The 17129-nt window shown below is 62.1% G+C and carries 11 protein-coding genes and 5 pseudogenes; 6 read left to right on the forward strand and 10 right to left on the reverse strand.

What is annotated here, in order from left to right; all coding sequences use genetic code 11:
* The first annotated feature begins 69 nt into the window (after positions 1-69).
* Positions 70-1158: a fatty acid desaturase gene (locus QFZ94_RS04185; protein WP_429457699.1), complete on the forward strand. Its 1089-nt coding sequence runs from the start codon at positions 70-72 to the stop codon at positions 1156-1158.
* A 19-nt stretch (positions 1159-1177) separates the two neighbouring features.
* Positions 1178-1333: a hypothetical protein gene (locus QFZ94_RS04190; protein WP_429457701.1), complete on the forward strand. Its 156-nt coding sequence runs from the start codon at positions 1178-1180 to the stop codon at positions 1331-1333.
* Here QFZ94_RS04190 and QFZ94_RS04195 read toward each other — a convergent pair.
* Positions 1318-1434 (reverse strand): annotated as a pseudogene (locus QFZ94_RS04195) (amidohydrolase family protein); the annotation flags it as partial. The gene QFZ94_RS04190 and the pseudogene QFZ94_RS04195 overlap by 16 nt on opposite strands.
* A 13-nt stretch (positions 1435-1447) precedes the next feature.
* Here QFZ94_RS04195 and QFZ94_RS04200 point away from each other — a divergent pair.
* The 3 genes and pseudogenes from QFZ94_RS04200 to QFZ94_RS04210 all read left to right on the forward strand — a co-directional run.
* Positions 1448-1648, forward strand: a pseudogene (locus QFZ94_RS04200) (hypothetical protein); the annotation flags it as partial.
* 582 nt (positions 1649-2230) lie between these two features.
* The gene (locus QFZ94_RS04205) at positions 2231-3529 is read left to right on the forward strand and encodes an ATP citrate lyase citrate-binding domain-containing protein (RefSeq protein WP_429455684.1); all 1299 of its coding nucleotides are present in this window, start codon (positions 2231-2233) and stop codon (positions 3527-3529) included.
* Positions 3530-3539: 10 nt separating this feature from the next.
* Positions 3540-6240, forward strand: a pseudogene (locus tag QFZ94_RS04210) (CoA-binding protein).
* A gap of 347 nt (positions 6241-6587) precedes the next feature.
* On the opposite strand, the pseudogene dctA reads toward QFZ94_RS04210, so the two are convergent.
* Together dctA and QFZ94_RS04220 are read right to left on the reverse strand one after the other, a co-directional pair.
* Positions 6588-7899 (reverse strand): annotated as a pseudogene (dctA, locus tag QFZ94_RS04215) (C4-dicarboxylate transporter DctA).
* The gene (locus QFZ94_RS04220; protein ID WP_410848298.1) at positions 7896-8861 is read right to left on the reverse strand and encodes a LysR family transcriptional regulator; all 966 of its coding nucleotides are present in this window, start codon (positions 8859-8861) and stop codon (positions 7896-7898) included. Before QFZ94_RS04220 ends, dctA begins: the two are co-directional and overlap by 4 nt.
* A gap of 207 nt (positions 8862-9068) precedes the next feature.
* Between QFZ94_RS04220 and QFZ94_RS04225 the strand changes: the two genes are divergently transcribed.
* Positions 9069-9770: a YoaK family protein gene (locus QFZ94_RS04225; protein WP_429455685.1), complete on the forward strand. Its 702-nt coding sequence runs from the start codon at positions 9069-9071 to the stop codon at positions 9768-9770.
* A 155-nt stretch (positions 9771-9925) separates the two neighbouring features.
* Here the strand turns inward: QFZ94_RS04225 and QFZ94_RS04230 are convergent.
* The 7 genes and pseudogenes from QFZ94_RS04230 to QFZ94_RS04260 all read right to left on the reverse strand — a co-directional run.
* Positions 9926-10186, reverse strand: a pseudogene (locus QFZ94_RS04230) (2-oxoglutarate and iron-dependent oxygenase domain-containing protein); the annotation flags it as partial.
* A gap of 21 nt (positions 10187-10207) precedes the next feature.
* Positions 10208-11602 carry an LLM class flavin-dependent oxidoreductase gene (locus tag QFZ94_RS04235; RefSeq protein ID WP_368581783.1) on the reverse strand — a complete coding sequence of 465 codons (1395 nt, stop codon included), beginning with the start codon at positions 11600-11602 and terminating at the stop codon, positions 10208-10210.
* Positions 11602-12849, reverse strand: a complete 1248-nt coding sequence (locus QFZ94_RS04240; protein WP_429455686.1) for an SfnB family sulfur acquisition oxidoreductase — start codon at positions 12847-12849, stop codon at positions 11602-11604. Before QFZ94_RS04240 ends, QFZ94_RS04235 begins: the two co-directional genes overlap by 1 nt.
* Before the next feature lie 3 nt (positions 12850-12852).
* The gene (locus QFZ94_RS04245) at positions 12853-14100 is read right to left on the reverse strand and encodes an SfnB family sulfur acquisition oxidoreductase (RefSeq protein WP_429455687.1); all 1248 of its coding nucleotides are present in this window, start codon (positions 14098-14100) and stop codon (positions 12853-12855) included.
* A 69-nt stretch (positions 14101-14169) separates the two neighbouring features.
* Complete coding sequence (locus QFZ94_RS04250; RefSeq protein WP_410848293.1) at positions 14170-14826, reverse strand: methionine ABC transporter permease; 657 nt, start codon at positions 14824-14826, stop codon at positions 14170-14172.
* A complete protein-coding gene (locus QFZ94_RS04255; protein WP_429455688.1) occupies positions 14819-15985 on the reverse strand; it encodes a methionine ABC transporter ATP-binding protein in 1167 nt (388 codons plus the stop codon). Before QFZ94_RS04255 ends, QFZ94_RS04250 begins: the two co-directional genes overlap by 8 nt.
* Positions 15986-16010: 25 nt before the next feature.
* Entirely contained in the window at positions 16011-16850 is an 840-nt protein-coding gene (locus QFZ94_RS04260; RefSeq protein WP_429455689.1) for a MetQ/NlpA family ABC transporter substrate-binding protein, read from the reverse strand.
* Between the last annotated feature and the right edge of the window lie 279 nt (positions 16851-17129).

The raw sequence follows: 17129 nt of genomic DNA on the forward strand, positions 1-17129 counted from the left end.
CCCGTAGGATCGGTCTGGACCTGCGAGTCAACATCGCGGGTTCGAACATAAATGCGGACCGATGCAACGATGGCGATCTATCTCGACGACTCCCAGCGCAACGATATCGACCGTCTGGCCGCTGGCCGGGCCTGGCGCACGCAGTGGCCGACATGGGCGCTGATCGTCGCGATCTACGGTGGCTGGTTCGGCGTCGCCGCGCACGCGCGTCTGCTGGGTCTGCCGCTGACGGCCGCGCTGCTGGCCATCTTCGGCGCATGGTACATGTCGTTGCAGCACGAGCTGCTGCATGGCCATCCGACGCGCTCGCGATTCGTCAACGCGCTGCTCGGCTTCGCGCCCCTCGCGGTGTGGTTCCCTTATCACGTGTATCGCGAGTCGCATCTGCGCCATCACGACGATGCGTATTTGACCGAGCCCGGCAGCGATCCGGAAAGCTATTTCGTTAGCGCAGCGGACTGGCAACGCGCGGGCACCGCGCTGCGTGCGTTGCTGGTTTTCCGCAATACGTTGATAGGTCGCTTGCTGGTCGGGCCGGCGTTTGCGATTGCCGCGACCGGTGCGCAGGCACTCGACAAGATTCGCGACGGCGATTGGCGCGACCTGCCCGCATGGCTCGCGCATCTCGCCGCGCTGGTTGCACTCACTGTGTGGTTGCAGCAGCGGTGCGGGATACCGGCGTGGGTGTTCATCGTCGGTGCGGGGTATGGCTCGCTCGCGCTTGCATCGGTGCGTTCGTTTCATGAGCATCGGATTGCGCAGGAGCCCGCGCATCGCACGGTCATCAATGAAGCGGGATGGCTGTGGCGGTTGCTGTTTCTGAACAACAACTATCATCTGGTTCACCATGACTTGCCGCAGGTGCCCTGGTTTGCGCTTCGGACGGTCTATCAAACGTCCCGCCAGCAGTACATAGAACGCTCCGGAGCCTTTCTGGTCAAGGGTTACAGCGAATGGGTCAGACGCTATGGATTCGCTGCGGTAGCGCATCCGGTGGCGATCGGCACGTCCGACTCAGGCCGAGGAAATCCGGCTGCTTCCGCCGGTTTTGCGGGTAAATTGCGGGAAAAATTTTTGGTAGTTGTCCGTCAAGGAGAACTCCATGAGGCTCACCTACCCGCTCCTGAAGAACGCCAAACCGCAGAGCAAGCCCTATAAACTTCGTGATCGCGATTCCATGTATTTGCGGGTCTCGGTCTCGGGTTCGAAAGTCTGGAAATTTGATTACCGATTGGATGGCAAGGACTGCCGCTACAGCTGTCGGATGGACTGCGGTCATTCCAGGCTTACTGCTTGCCGCCGCTCCATCCGTCCCGTTCACGTAAGGCGATAAGCCTTGCGCGCGGTTCCCCGGAACAAAGCCTCGCGTTCGCCAGCGCTAGCGTGTGCCGTCAACTTCTTGAAGGCGTTCCAACCGTTGCTGAATGGATAGGAATCCGTTTACAAAATTGCGGTTGGCACCACGCTCGCTGACGACCGGTTATGCGTGCCGCAGCTTGAAGCGGCGATCGCGACCGTACTGGGTTTGCAGCCAGCGCAGATCAACATCTTCGTGACCATCGTTACACAGGAGGAAGTCGACCTGCACTTCGGTGTCTACGAGAGGATGCTGGCTGAAAAGCTCGGCGTGGTGCCGTCGATCCAGTAACCCACGCGGCAGGCATGGAGCGGTTGACTGGCAACAGAAGCGCCAGCATGAAGGGGCAACTGTCGGCAAGACAGCCCACGAGACCAGGTGCCCCTTTATGACCGGCCGCGCTCCCGTGGCGAGCGAGGCAGTAGCCGGGCGGTTCGCGTTGCTCGCCTGAGGGTTGCTCCTGCCTCAGCCACCGCGAGCGAGACCGCCGGGCCAATGCGTTACCCGCTGCGGGGCCCCTTTGCACGTCTGCATTGATAACCTTGGGACATCAATGCTTCGAAAAATTGCACTTCCCGTTTTGCGCGTCCTGCGCAAATATCGATCCCCAAGACGTTCATAACAGAGAACTCGTCGGAGAAAGGCGCGAAGCGCAAAACCGTGTTTCGCCTCTCCCAGTGCAAGCCCGATTATGGCTGCCGCCTGGAGGTACCGACGCGCATCTCGCCCGCCCCACCTCGCCACGTGATTCTCCTGCCGCCGCCTTCGAGCGCGTCCACGGCAGCGGTGCGTCTCGCGCCTGCCGCAGCGAGCTGACTGAATATCCAGTATCCGCTTCATTCGTCATTACCTTCAAATTCGGGAGACACTCACATGCAGATCACCGGAATGTTGCACGGCGCGCGCCTGCTGCAATTCGTCGGCTTTCCGTCCAGCGAAGTGCTGGGCCCGGGCGCCAGCGAAGAAGAGATCAAGTCGCTCATCGACCGGCATGGCCAGATATTCATCAAGCCGGTATTCAAGGGCGGCGTTGGCAAGAAAGGCAAGGCAGGCCTGCTCGGCCGCGCAACCGATCTCAAGACGGCGCTGGCGGAAAAAGAACGGTTGTACTTTGCCGAGCACGTTGTAAGTCACGTGCGGGCGAAGGCGAACGGCGTGACATTCGAAGCGGGTGTGCCCGCCAAACATGAAGTCTACTTTTCGATCTCCGATTCCACGCGTTTTCGCGCTCCCACCATGACGCTGTCGCACATGGGAGGAATGGACATCGAGGAGGTCGATCCAAAGCACGTCGCGATGGTGCCGTTCGATGCGCTGACCGGACTTAAGGCGTTCGTCGTCGCCAATGCGCTGAGCGAGATCGGGGCGCCGCGTGAAATCATCTCGCCACTCGTGCAGCAGTTGCCGAAGCTCTGGGAACTCTTCCATGACTTCGGCATGACGACGCTCGAACTCAACCCGATCCGCATGCGCGAGGACAAAAAGGGGCGTCTCACGCCCGTGGCATGCGACTTCAAGTGCGGATTCGATCGCGACGATCCGCGCTTTTCGCGACTCGGTCTCCCGCCCCACCTGTTCGCCGCAGACTACTCGGACTTCGAGCAGGAGATCAACCAGCTTCGCACGCACCAGGGCCAAAGTGATGTCTACGTGATCAACGACAAGGGAACCATCCTCGCGCCCACGTTCGGGGGCGGGGCGAACTCACTCGTCACCGAGATGTTGGGCGACGCCGCCATTATCTCGTCCGATTTCGGTGGCAACCCGCCCTACGAAAAAATGAAGGAAGTGGCGCGCATCTGCTTCCGGCACTGGCTCAAGCAATCGAACGTGCTATTCATCATCGGCGGCAAATCCAACAACACCGATATTTACGAAACCCTGCGTGCGATGGCCGATGCGCTGCGCGAGCACTTCAGCGAGCACGGTCCGACGCCGCTCTACGTCGTCCTCGGCCGCGGCGGTCCTAACCTGGTTCGTGGCATGTCCGCACTGCGCGACACCTGTGATTCGCTCGGCCTGCCCTATCGTCTCTTTGGCTTTGACTCCGATATCAGCGAAGTGATCCAGTACGCCCGTAAGGCCGACGCATGGATGCGCTCGGGTGGACGCTCGCAGGTCGCGGCGCGCATCGGCGCGCGCGACGCTCAATCGCAAACGGCATCGGCCTGAGGAGATCGACATGCACAAGCAAGGCAACAGCCACTTCAAATACTTCGTCGGAATCCAGTCGCTGGCGGACATCGCCACGCGTGAAGATCGCGTCTGCGTGCTCAATATTCTTGGGGGCGAGTCGTCGGACGTCACGCCGGTGAGCCACGCTTTCTCGGGCGCGAACGTCGTGTTCGGCACCGCGCCCGGCAAAGGCGGGCAAGTGCTCGCGACGCCCGCAGGCGACATTCCGGTCTTCAACAACGTGAGAGAGGGTTTGGAAGCCGGTCATCGGTTCAACTGTGGCGTGGTGTACCTGCCTCCGTCGGCCGCGCGCGACGGCGTGGCCGAGCTGATCCGTGTGAATCCGGATCTGCGCAAGGTCTTCATCATCACGGAGAAGATCGCCGTGCACGACGCCCGTGAAATCCGCGCAATGGGACAACAGGCGGGCGTCGACATCTTCGGCGCGAACGGGCTGGGCGTCGCGGACTCGTGGCAGCGCGTGCGTATCGGCGGCGCGCTCGGCGGTGACGATCCGGGCGCAACGCTGCGCCGGGGATCGATCGCCATCTTCTCGAACTCCGGCGGCTTCAGTACCACGATCGCGCAGTACCTGCGCATGAGCGGCTGGGGCACATCGACCGTCGTTTCCAGCGGAAAGGATGTCTATATCCACTATGCCGCACCGGAGTTCGCCTTTGCCCTCGCCAACGACGCGCGCAGCAAGGCCGCCGTGCTGTACTGCGAGCCCGGCGGGTACTACGAGGCCGAAGCGGAGTTCACCAAACCCGTGGTCGCGTGCGTGGTGGGCCGCTGGAAAAGCCGTCTCACGCGCGCAGTGGGACACGCGGGCGCGATGGCGGGTGGCGCCGACGATGCGCTCGCGAAGGAACGCTGGTTCATGGAGAAATTCGGCGTCGAGCGGCTCTTCACGCCCGACGATCCTTGCTGCTCGGCGAAGGGCGCGGTGGTGACGAACATCGCCCATATTCCCGCCGCGCTCACGGCGGTGATGCGCGCAAACGCAACGATGCCCGACTTCGAGCCGGAAGGCAGCCTCGCGCTCAAACCGTGGTTCGGCTCGGATCAGGGGCTCGAGTTACCCCGGCGAACTCGCGCTGCCAGTCGTGCGGGCCGTCGCGCCCTACGACGAGCAAGTCGCGCGGGTGAACGACCAGGTCGGCGCGATCCCGCCGCGGCAGCCGTTGAAAGACGCCTCGGGCGCCTCGCAGATGGACGCGAAGACCCAGGTCAGCAGCTTGCACGGCGTATCGATGCTCGAAGCGGCGACGCATTCGTTCGAAGCGAACGTGTGCCTCGCACTTTTGCACGAGTTCGGTGGCACAAATGACGAGAAACTGGTCGACGTCGCGATCGGCGCGGCGGTGAACCTGTACGGCACGCCTGAACTGGCGGCCGCGCAGGCGGCGCGCGAGGCGGGCAATGCGCCAAACGCGGTGCTTGCCGCCGCCGCTGCGATCGTCGGGCCGAATCGCCAGCGCGCGGCGCGCGAGGCGGCCAGGCTGATGATCGACCGCTTCGCGGCAGCAAAACTCATGGACGCGTTCGATCACGAATTCGACATCGACGCGATCGACACCGAAGGCAGCGCGGCACTTTTTTCCGACGAACCCGACCTGCAAGCGCAGGCCATGCTCGCCGGGCTCGCCGTGCGCAGTGTGAGTTCGGTATTCGTGCGATGGCTTGCCAACGGGCCGGGCCATCCGCGAGCGGACGCCGTGCTCGCGGCGATCACGACGACACTCGCCTGGGGCCCGCTCATGCGCAAGCGCATCTCGCGGCTCACGGCGGAGAACCTGCCATGGTGGATGAAACTCTTCGGCACGCTGATCGGCGCCTCGGCGGACGCCTCGCGCCACCGTGCTGACGGTTTCTGCGACTTTTCCACCGAGGCGTTGCTCGGCGAGCGCTCTCTGACGGAGGTGGCATTCGCAGCGCTGCTCGGTCTGAAACCGTCCGCCGACGACCTGTTCGCATTCAGGACGCTGACCGGATTACTGCTCACGAACGGACCGGGCGCGATCTCGGCGCAAGGTGCGAAGGGTGCGGTGTCCGCCGACGGTCCCGAATCTCCCGAACGCGTCCAATTGAACAAGGCGCTCACGGGCTTTCTCTCCCATTCGGGTTATACGCACGGCGGCAACGGCTATGAAGGCATCGCCTTTCTCATCGAGGCGTTTCGCGACAGTGGCCTCGACGACCCCGCCGACGCGCAACACGGCGTCGACCTCGAAGCACTCGCGCGCCGTTCGGTCGAGCACTATGCGCAGTACAAGGCGCAGCAGAAACAGCTGGGCAGCCTCGACATCGCCAAGCTGCCGGGCGTGAACCACCCGGTCTTCAAGGACAAGCCGGTGAACCATGATCCGCGCGAGGTGTTTATCTCCAGGCTTTACGAGGCCCGCGGGGAGTACAACGCGTTCCATGCGTACTACCGCGCGCTGGTGCAGGCATTGTTCGACGCGGGTGTCTCGCGCAACGTCTACTGCGTCAATGTCGATGCCGTGATCGCCGCGCTGCTACTGAAGATGCTGTGGCAGCCGCTCAAACGCGGAGAGTTCAGCGAGGCGGACCTTGAAACCGCCGCGTTCACAATCTTCCTCTACCCGCGCATGCTCGGATGCGCGGCGGAAATTGACGATCATCTGAACCGCGGACGCAATATGGACACGCGAACGCCCGCTTCACAGTGTCGTTTCGTGGCCTGACTGTGGGAATCTGAAGGCGCGCCGGGCGCTAGTGCACAGGTAGCACCCGGCGCGGCAGAGCCAAATGACGATCGATAACTAACAAACATCAATCGTTCAAAACATTGCAATTTTGGTTTTATTGGTCATGGGCCAATATTCCCGAAAGACAAGACCGGACCACCGCATTTATCGGGATTTCAGGAGACACATTGATGCACCCCTCGCCCTCTACCCGTTGCCGGGACACTCCAAGGCTTCGGCGGTTTTCCGCGTAACGGCCGGAAATTTTCTGGAACAGTTCGACTTCTTTCTTTTTGGCTTCTGATGGAAACCTGAAGGAAGGCTTGGCTCTGGCCATTTCCCTCTCACGTCTTCGGGGCATTCCTCGCGACTTCCTCCGCACTCTGCGCGCCGCCTGGCGTTGCTGCCCCGAGCATCCGCCCGAGACACGCACGATCGCACGCACCTTCCCACATCGAAACAAAGATCACTGCGCAAGCGTTGCTGACCACGCTCGTCAGCGCCCGCGCCTCTGACATGAAGCGGTCGATGCCTACCAGTAGCGCCACTCCGGCGACGGGCAAATCGGGAATCACTGTCAACGTCGCGATGAGCGCGACCAGCCCGCTGCCCGACACGCCGGCCGCCCCCTTTGAGGTGAGCAACATAACCGCGAGCATCGCCGCGATCTGCGGCGCCGGAAACCGCTACGTCGCACGCCTGAGCAATGAACATCGAGGCGAGCGTCAGATAGATCGCGGTGCCGTCGAGATTGAACGAATAGCCCGCGGGCAGCACAAGCCCCACTAGGCCCTTGTCGCAGCCGAGCGCCTCCAGCTTCGCGATCAGACGGGGCAGTACCGGCTCCGTCGACGACGTCGCCAGAACGATCAGCAACTCCTCTCGCAGGTAGCGCAACAGCCGCCAGAGAGCGAAACCGTGCACGCGCGCGAGCGGAGCGAGAACCAGCGCAATGAACAGCACGCATGCCACGTAGAAAGACACCATCAACATGCCAAGCGAGCCGACCGAGCGGATCCCGAAGCGGCCCACCGTGAATGCCATCGCGCCGAATGCGCCGAGAGGCGCCAGTCGCATGATCATCGCGAGGATGCGAAAGAGCGTCTCGGCGATGCCGTCGATGAGCGCGAGCACCGGCCTGCCGGCGCCCGGACATGAATTCAGCGCGAAACCGAAGAGCAGCGAGAGCAGCAGCACGGGCAGCACCTCGCCCTTGTCGAAGGCACCAAGCATCGTCTCGGGGATGAGGCTCATCCCGAACGCGACAACGTCGCGCGGATGCGTGCCCTTCGCATATTGCGCGAGGTTACTCACGTCCAGGTGGCTTGCGTCGATGTGCATTCCCGCGCCGGGGCGCAGCACGAACGCCGTGACGAGTCCGAGCGCGAGCGCCGCGGCAGTTAGAAGATAAAAGAGCGCCAGCGCCCGGAAAATTGTGCGACCAATCGCGTTTCCGCTTCCAAGCGATGTAACGCCCGAGACGATCGTGCAAAAAACGATGGGCGCAATCATCATCCTGACAAGGCCAATGAACCCGTCGCTCAGGGGCTTCAGCAGCGGGCCCGCTTGCGGCAAGAAATGACCGAGCGCCATACCGAGCACCATGGCCAGCACAACCTGCACATAGAGCAAGCGAAGCGGTCTCACCAATCTCACGATGCGGTCTTCCTGCCTCGCCGCTCTTTCGGAGACGCTTCGTCGCTTAAGGCATCGCCGCTTGCGCCGCCGCGCCTGAGCTCGATAATCGTTCTGTGGAACTCCTGAGCGGCCGGGGTCAGCGGACGCCCGCGGCGCCTCACGATTCCCACGCGCCGCTTGACCACCGGTTCGACGAGCGGCACGCTCGTGAGGATGGGGTGATTGTGCCCGGGCATGGCCATCGACGGCACCGCCGCGACACCGAGGCCCGCTTCGACCAAACCCAGCATGGTCGTGACATGGCGAGTCTCGCAGATACTCGGCAAGCGCGGTGCCACCGCCGAGAGCGCCTGATCGAGCAGTAATCGGTTGCCTGAAGTCTTGTCTACCGAGACGTACTCGTGCTCGTAAAGCTCGCTCCAGCTCACGCGCTTCTTGCTGGCGAGCGGATGATCACGACGGCAGGCGGCCACGAAGCGCTCCTGCAGCAGCACCTTGAAGTCGACCTCGGTCTCCTGGCTGCCCACAAAGCTCACCCCGAAATCAGCCTCTCCGCTGATGACGGCGGAAAGCACCTCATTGGCGCTCACATCCAGCAACTTGACCCGGATGCGAGGAAAGCGGCGATGATAGCTGGCAACGGCGTTTGGCAGGAAGTAGTAGGCGACCGAAGGCACGCAGGCAATGGTCACATGACCCAGGCGGCTCGAAGAAACGTCGCGGATGCCGAGCAACGCGACGTCGAGATCATCGAGCAGCTGTTCGGCGCTAGGCGCAAATACACGACCAACCGTGGTGAGCGTGACGCTGCGCGTGGTGCGCTCGAACAGACGCACGCCGAGCGCTTCCTCGAGCTTGTCGATGCGGCGGCTCAAGGCCGGCTGCGAAATGCTGACCGCCTCGGCGGCCTTGCGGAAGCTTCCGAGCTCCACGACCGCTCGAAACGCCTGCAAGTCGTTCAAGTCGAAATTGACGCCCACAGGTCATCCCTCCGCGTTTCAAATCAGGTATTTTGCACGATGCAGCGCAAAGCACCCATTGGGAACTACGCGCGTTTGCGGGCGTAAGCGCACGACGGTCAAACTTGACAAGCCAGGTATTTATTGCGAGGTAACCTTCGCAGCAGATTGCCGCGCGGCATGCAACCTATATATTGGCATTACCGGTCAAGACGAGAGGTCGATTCGATGGACTTTGATTCGGCGAGTAGAACTCGTAGCGTCGCGGCGCTGTTGACGTTATCGGGAGGCTTTCTGGACGCTTTCACGTATGTCGGGCATGGTGGCGTATTTGCCAATACGATGACGGGGAATGTCGCCCTTCTCGGTATCCAGATCGCGGCGGGGGACTGGGCGCGGGCGGCCCGCCATATCCCTCCACTGATCGCTTTCGTGTTCGCGGTATTTGTCGTTCATCTCCTGCGCCTCGATGCCTTTGCGGCTTCGGTCCGTCGTCCAGCACTCGTTTGCCTGCTTCTTGAGATTGCCTTTCTGTCCATCGCTGCAAGCGGTCTGGTCGGCGACTCGGATGTCTGGCTTATCCCTGGCATTTCGTTCGTCGCCACCCTGCAGACGTTGTCCTTCACGCACATCGAGAATCTGACCTACACGTCGGTCATGACAACAGGAAACCTACGGCGAGCGGCGAAAAAACTGCTGGAGGCCTTTATCCCGAGTTACGACAGAATTGCGTTGCACGAGGCGTCACTGCTTGGGATGGCAGGCTTTTGTTTTTTCGCAGGCGCGGTGTTTGGGGGTGTGACGACACGGATGCTACACGACGGAGCACTCTGGCTTGCAGTCCTGCTTCTCGTCGCAGCGCTTGTCCAGATAGGTCGGCTAGTTCGCCGGCGCGAAGACGAGGCTGCCGCGCGGAGTTACGGTGAGTGATACTGGACGTTTTGTGCTGATGGCCCTGGCTGGATTCCGGTTTGCCCCGCGCATTCGCGATCTTGGAAACATGAAGCTGAGAAAACGGCAATCGACAGGCGATTGAGTGGAGGCATTCGGCACCATCGGTTATGACCGACGGTTTTGTAGAACTGCCGCGAGCGTGCTTGCACCTCGGGAATGGTCGCCGCGTCGATACCGTGACCGCGCAGATAGAAGAAGCCGATATCACGCGCGGCTTCGCGCAGCTTAACCAGAAAATTCGCGAGCGCTTCGGCATCGCCGTGGTCGAATTGCATCAGGTCGAGTACGGGCAAAGCAGTCGCGGCGCAGCGGTCTCTATTGGACATATGAACTTTCGCGGTCAGATCGTCATTCGATGAATCACCCGCGAAGCGCACGAGCGGCCAGCTCATCCGCGATAGCAACGAGATTGATCAACGGTGGACGTTTGGCTCAATCTCTCTTCGCTCGTTCGATCCGACACGGAAATCTGACGCGGCGTGCTGCTCGGGCAAATGATCGCCGCGCCCAAACAGCTTGCCGCGCAGCGTTCCGTCCGCATAAGCAGTCTTGTAAAGACCCCGGTTCTGCAGTTCGGGCACGATGTGATCGATGAAGTCTTCGTAGCTCTCGGGCACCACCGTACGGCTCAGATTGAATCCATCGATACCGGTTTCTTCGATCCAGCCCTGCAGTTCATCCGCGACCTGCGCGGCACTTCCGACGATGGCGGGATACCGGCCACCCAGCTCGAACATCTCGAGCAGCTTGCGCCGCGTCCAGCCGTGCTGCTTTGCTGTGCGCGTGGCGGACTCGATGGCATTGGTGGGCGCGTAATCGACGGCGGCGTCAAGATCGTATTGTGCGTAATCGATGCCCGTGCTGGCGGCAAAATGTGCAAGCCCTGCGTCGCGGCTTGCATACCGTAGATAGTCCGCGTATTTCTCGCGAGCTTCGCGCTCCGTGGCGCCGGTCACGACTGCCGCGCCGGCGAACACCTTCACGTCATCTGGGCGTCGTCCCGCTTCCACCAGTTGCTCGCGCAGCGTCTTGACCGTCTCGCGTGCAACCGCACGACTCGGGGGCGAAATGAACACGCATTCTGCGTGACGGGCGGCAAAACGTTGACCACGCCCCGAACTCCCCGCCTGAAACAAAACTGGCGTGCGCTGCGGCGACGGCTCCGCGAGGTGATAGCCGTCCACGTTGTAGTAGCGCCCCGCGTGCCGGATCTTGTGGACCTTCGCCGGATCGGCATACACACGCGCCGACTTGTCGCGAAGCACCGCATCCGCTTCCCAGCTCCCTTCCCAGAGCTTGTACAGCACGTCGAGGTATTCGTCCGCGCGGTCGTAGCGCTCGTCGTGGGGCAACTGCTCTTCAAGTCCCATCGCCCTTGCCGCACTGTCGAGATAGCCCGTCACGATGTTCCAGCCGACTCTGCCTTGCGTCAGATGATCGAGCGTCGAGAAACGCCGTGCAAGCAGATAGGGCTGCTCGTAGGTGAGGTTGACCGTGACGCCGAAGCCGAGATGCCGGGTAACGGCGGCCATCGCCGAAATCAGCAGCGTGGGATCGTTGACGGGAAGCTGGATCGATTCCCGCAACGTCACGTCGACGTTGTGCTGATAAACGTCATACACGCCAACGATGTCGGCCAGAAACAGCCCGTCGAACAGTCCACGCTCGAGCGTGCGCGCCAGATCGGTCCAGTACGGCAGTGTCCGATAGTCTGCCGAGCGATCGCGCGGATGCGTCCATAACCCGTGGTTGATATGGCCGACGCAATTCATGTTGAATGCGTTCAGCAGGATCTGCTTTTTTGCCATCACAAGGCTCCGTGCCTGGGCGGATGTTTGTCGTTGAGATAGAAGTTGCCGACGGCGTGATACTTCCAGCGCACGGGATCATGCAGCGTGTGGGTGCGTGCATTGCGCCAGAACCGGTCGAGGCCGAGGCCGTCGAGCGTCGCGGCCGTGCCGGCGAGTTCGAACAGCCGCGAGCCGGCTTCCAGTGAGACCGTCGTGGTGAGCGCGCGCGCCTCGGCCACGGCGATCGACGCCTCAGCAACGGAGCGTTCGGCTGGCTTCGCCTGGGCTGCATCGACCAGGCGGCCCGCCCGGCGCAACAGCGCTTCCGCCGCGCTCAGGCGAACGGCAAGATCACCGAAGGCCGTGATGGTGAGCGGATCCTGCCACGCATGTTCCACCCTCGCGTCGATCCATGGCCGCGAATGCTCGCGCACGAACTGCAACGCTGCCTGAAATGCCCCGCGCGCCTGTCCCAGATCGATTGCCGCATGCATGATCTGCGCGAACGGGCCGATCGTCGTAGGCCGCTCGAACGAAGTCTGAAACGGCACGATCCATTCTGGCTCGACGCGCACCTGATCGAACTTCACGGAGCCGCTGCCCGTGATGCGTTGCCCGAAACCGTCCCAGTCGTCGATCACTTCGACACCCGGCGCGTCGCGCGGGATGAACACGAGGTAAGTGACATCGCGCCCATCTTCTTCGCTGACCGCCAGTGTGGGAATCCAGTGTGCGAACAGCGCGCCGGTGCAATAGAATTTTCGCCCTTCGACTTGCCACCCGGCCGCGCCGCGCGTGAGCCGCGTGCGCCGTTTGAAGTCCTTATGGCCAGTCTCGGCGAGTGCGTTGCCGAATCGGTCTCCCGCCAGTACGCGATCATAGAAGAAGCGCTGTTGCTCAGGGCGCCCGCCGACACGCAGCACTTCCAGTGCATAGAAATGATTCTGCGGAATCTGGCCCAAAGAGCCATCAGCTGCCGCAATGATCGCCGTCACTTCCGCGAGCGTCTTGCTGCTGACGCCCGCGCCGCCATATTCGCGAGGCACCGTGATCGCCCATAGACCACTCGCCACGAACGCATCGAGTTCGGCCCACGGCAACCGGCGATCGCGATCGCGCGCCGCGGCATCGGGGGCGAAAGCTGCGGCGAGCTGTCGAGCGGCCAGCAACGCGTGTGCGTCATCGGCGATTCGTGCCGGCCTCGCGCGCGTCGATTCGGCCGGCGAGATGCGCTCAAGCGTACTGTCATGAATGTCTGTTGCCATTTTTCAGTTCCACGAATGCCGCACGGGCAGTACGTCATTCAGAAAATAGTTGCCGACCAGATGCAACTTCCAGCGCACGGGATCGTGCAGCGTGTGGGTGCGTGCATTGCGCCAATGGCGATCGAGGCTGTGTGCCGCGCGCGTCGACGCGGACCCCGCCAGTTCGAACAGCTTCTCGCTGGCTTCAAGCGCGATGCGCGTCGTGAGCACTTTTGCCTGAGCCACGGCAACGGACGCACGCGCGCTCGCCGCGGCATCGACCGGCTGCGAGGCGGTGGCGTCGAGCGTGTGGCCAGCCTCGATCAGCACTTCGTGCGCGGCGTGGAGATCGATTTGCAGGCGGCCGACGTCGGCGATGATGTAGGGATCGTCGACGGCGCGCTGCAGCCCCGAATCGATCCACGGCCGGGAACGCTCGCGCACGAAATGGATTGCATCGGCCACGGCCGCCTCGGCGATTCCCTGGTCGATGGCGGCCTGTATCAGTTGAGAAGTCGGCCCGAACAGACCCGGACGGTCGCCAAGCTGCCAGATGGGCAATACATCGTCGGCATCGACGGACACCTGGTCGAAAATCACGGTACCGCTCGCGGTTGTGCGCTGCCCGAACGAATTCCAGTCATCGACCACGCTCAGGCCAGCGGCATCGCGCGGCACCCAGACCTGAACGGCACGTCCTTCGTCGTCGGTCGCGCGGGCCGGAACGCGGTGCGCAAACAGCGCGCCCGTAGAATAGAAACGCTTGCCGTCTAGCCGCAGCCCATCTTCCGTCGCACGCAAGCGCGTCGTGCCTTGCAGGATCGTCGCGCTCGATGCGGAGCGGCGTTCCGGGCCGGCATTGCCGATCCGCTGGCCCGCCAGCACTTCGCCATACAGGCGCGCTTTTTGGGCTGGTGTGCCGATCTCGCGAAGTACGCCCAGCACGCCGAAATGATTTTGCGGGATCTGACCCAACGCGGGATCGGCCGCGCAAAGAATCACGAAGACTTCCGCAAGAGTCGCGAACGAAACGTCGGCGCCGCCGTATTCCGCCGGCACGGTAATCCCTCCCAGCCCGCTTTCGGACCACCGGTCGAGTTCGGCCCATGGCAGGATGCGGTCGCGATCTCGTTCGGCGGCACCCGCTGCGAAGTCTGCCGCGAGGGTGCGCGCCGCATCGAGGGCTTCGGAATCGTCCTTGATGCGCTTGACACGCGCAGGATCGGGACGTCGCGGCAACTGCGCCACGGCATCAGATTGAAATGTCGACATGATGTTGGCTCGAATGCAAAAGTGAAGCCCGCAGCGCTACGATTCGCTTCCGGCCGATCTGGCCGGACTTCACGCCCGTCGCGCGAGACGGCGAACGAGGCGGTCCCCGACGACCTGCACCGCCGTGACAATCGCGATGAGCAACACGATGACCGTCACCATCACAGTCGTGTCGAAGCGCTGGTAGCCATAACGGATCGCGAGATCGCCAAGCCCGCCCGCACCGACGGCGCCCGCCATCGCGGACGAGCCGATCATCGCCACGATCGTGATCGTGAATCCGCCCAGGATGCCCGGCAGCGCTTCCGGCAGCAGTACATGCCAGATGATGTGGCGGCGCTGCGCACCCATCGCCTGGGCGGCTTCGATCAGACCGCGATCCACTTCGCGCAGACTGACTTCGGCAACGCGGGCAAAGAATGGAATCCCTGCGATAGAGAGCGGCACGATCGCAGCCCACACGCCGATCGTCGTGCCGACCAGAACACGCGTGAGCGGCAACAGCGCGACGAGCAAAATGATGAACGGCGTCGAGCGCAGCGCGTTGACGAGACCGCCAAGCGTCGAATTCACAGTGCGTCGCTCGTAGATACCACCCCGCGTGGTCGTGACGAGCACCAGCGCAAGCGGAATACCGACGATCAACGCGATGCATGCCGAAATGCCGACCATCAGCAACGTGTCACGAATCGCACCCGTCAGTTCCGAAAGCCACAGTTCAGACATAGCCAAGCACCTCCACGTGATCCGCGTGTCGCCGCGCACGCTCAACCAGCACGGCGATGCGGCTCGCGAATGCATCCTCTGACCTCTCATGCGCCGACAACCGCGCCGCCAGCACGAGACGCCCCTGTGCATGTCCCTGAATGCGGTCGATTCCGCCATGCACGAAGCTCACCGCGCCGCCGTCCACCGTCAACGCCGAGCTCAATGCCGCAAGGTCCGGATCGTTTCCGCTGGCCCCCGTGTAGCGCACGTCAAGCAGAACATCGGCCGCCTCGCCAAGCAATGCAGGATTGCTCGCCGGCTTCAGGCGGGCGGCAAGATCGTCGGGAAGGGCGTGCACCAATGTGCGCAACAGCGCGCGCGTCGCGTCATGCTGTGGCTCGCCGAACACTCGCCACACGGGGCCTGTTTCGACTACGGCGCCCTGCTCGATGACAGCGACGGTGTCGCAGGCTTCGCGTATCACGCCCATTTCGTGCGTGATGAGAATGATCGTCAGACCGAGACGCCGGTTGATATCGCGTAACAACGCGAGAATCGACTGTGTCGTCTCCGGGTCGAGCGCAGAGGTCGCTTCGTCGCACAGCAAAATGTCGGGATCGTGTACCAGCGCACGTGCAATGCCGACGCGCTGCTTCTGCCCGCCCGAAAGACTCGCCGGAAATGCGTTTCGCTTGGCCGACAACCCGACGAGATCGAGCAGGGCCGAGACTTTCTCTTCGATGGCCGCCCGGGACACGCCCGCGATCCTGAGCGGCAACGCGATATTGTCATAGACCGTTTTCGCCGACAGCAGGTTGAAGTGCTGGAAAACCATGCCGATGCGCCGACGCAATGTGACGAGTCCGCTCTCGTCGAGTTCGCCGACGCTCACGCCGTTCACGAGCACCGCTCCCGAGGACGGCTTTTCGAGTCCATTGACAAGGCGCAGCAAGGTCGACTTGCCCGCTCCGCTGCGCCCGATGATGCCGAATATCTCGCCACGACGCACATTCAACCGTACGTTCGTCAACGCGACGGCGGGCTGACCGCGTGCCGGCTTGAATACCTTGCCTGCGGCGTCGAATACGACGGCAGGTGCGGTGCCGTGCTGGGGCGCTCCGACGGCGAATGCCGATTCTTCCTCGATGAAGCGCGCAGCGTCGAGCAGATGGGTCATGTGGAATTCCTTGCCGATCCTCGTCTCACCACGCGACAGCGTACAGATTGCCGAACGCCTTATCGAGCGCAACTCGCACAGCATGCGAATGCTGGTAGATCGAAATGAACTTGAGGATGCGCGGGTCGTTGACGCTTTCCGGGCGCACCACCCATTGAATCGCAAAGTTCTTGTTTTCGAGGCCATCGAACAACAGCGCGCTATTCGGATCGGCCGTGCCCGCGAGTTTGATAAAGCTCGGATAGCCCTGCGCGAGATCGACGTCATCGAGCGAGCGTGCCAGCTGCGACGCCTCGAGGGCAACGATCTTCAGATGCTTCGGGTTATCGACGATATCCAGCGTGGTCGCGCGGTAGTCGACGCCAGGCTTCAGCTTGATAAGTCCAGCGCGTTGCAGCAGGAGCAGTCCGCGACCGCCGTTGACGGGATCGTTCGCGATCGCAACCGTGGCACCATCCTTCAGATCCTCAAAGCGCTTTACCTTCTTCGAATAGAGGCCGATCTTCATGATCGTGCCGGGAGCAATCGCCACGAAGTTGTAACCACCCTGCTTCTTGGCGTTTTCGAGGAAGGGAATGTGCTGGAAATAATTGACGTCGATATCCTTGTTCGCGAGGGCGGCGTTCGGCGTATTCCAGTCGGTGAATTCGATGATCTTGACGTCGAGCCCTTGCTGTTTGGCTTCCTGAGCCGCGGTCTTCAACGCTTCGATTTGCGGGCTGGTCGATGTGCCGATCTTGAGTGTCGGTGCGTCGCCCGCGAATGCGGATGACGTACTGAAGGCCAGCACGAAGAGGATAGCGTGGACTGCCGACGCGTTTCGAGCGAAAAAGAAACGCCGTAATGTGGACAAAGCTTGATTCATACTCGACTCTCGTCAATGGAATGTATTGATTCAAAGCGCTCGCGACTGCAAGAGGCTCAGATCACGCCTCCACGGACTTCCACGTGCGGGAATGGACTGGGAACCCATTTGGCCGTTAGATAACACCTCGCCGCGCTCAGTCCGGGGAGAGCCGATAATAGAGTCACGCAAAAACCCGGTCTACGAAGCGATTTTCGAATGGAAATCGTAAAACGCGATATGAAAGCGTTGCAGATGGCTTGCGCAACATGCGATCTCTATATGTTTATCTGAATTTAC

The organism is Paraburkholderia sp. JPY465, from assembly GCF_050436725.1.
Taxonomy (GTDB): Bacteria; Pseudomonadota; Gammaproteobacteria; order Burkholderiales; family Burkholderiaceae; genus Paraburkholderia; species Paraburkholderia youngii.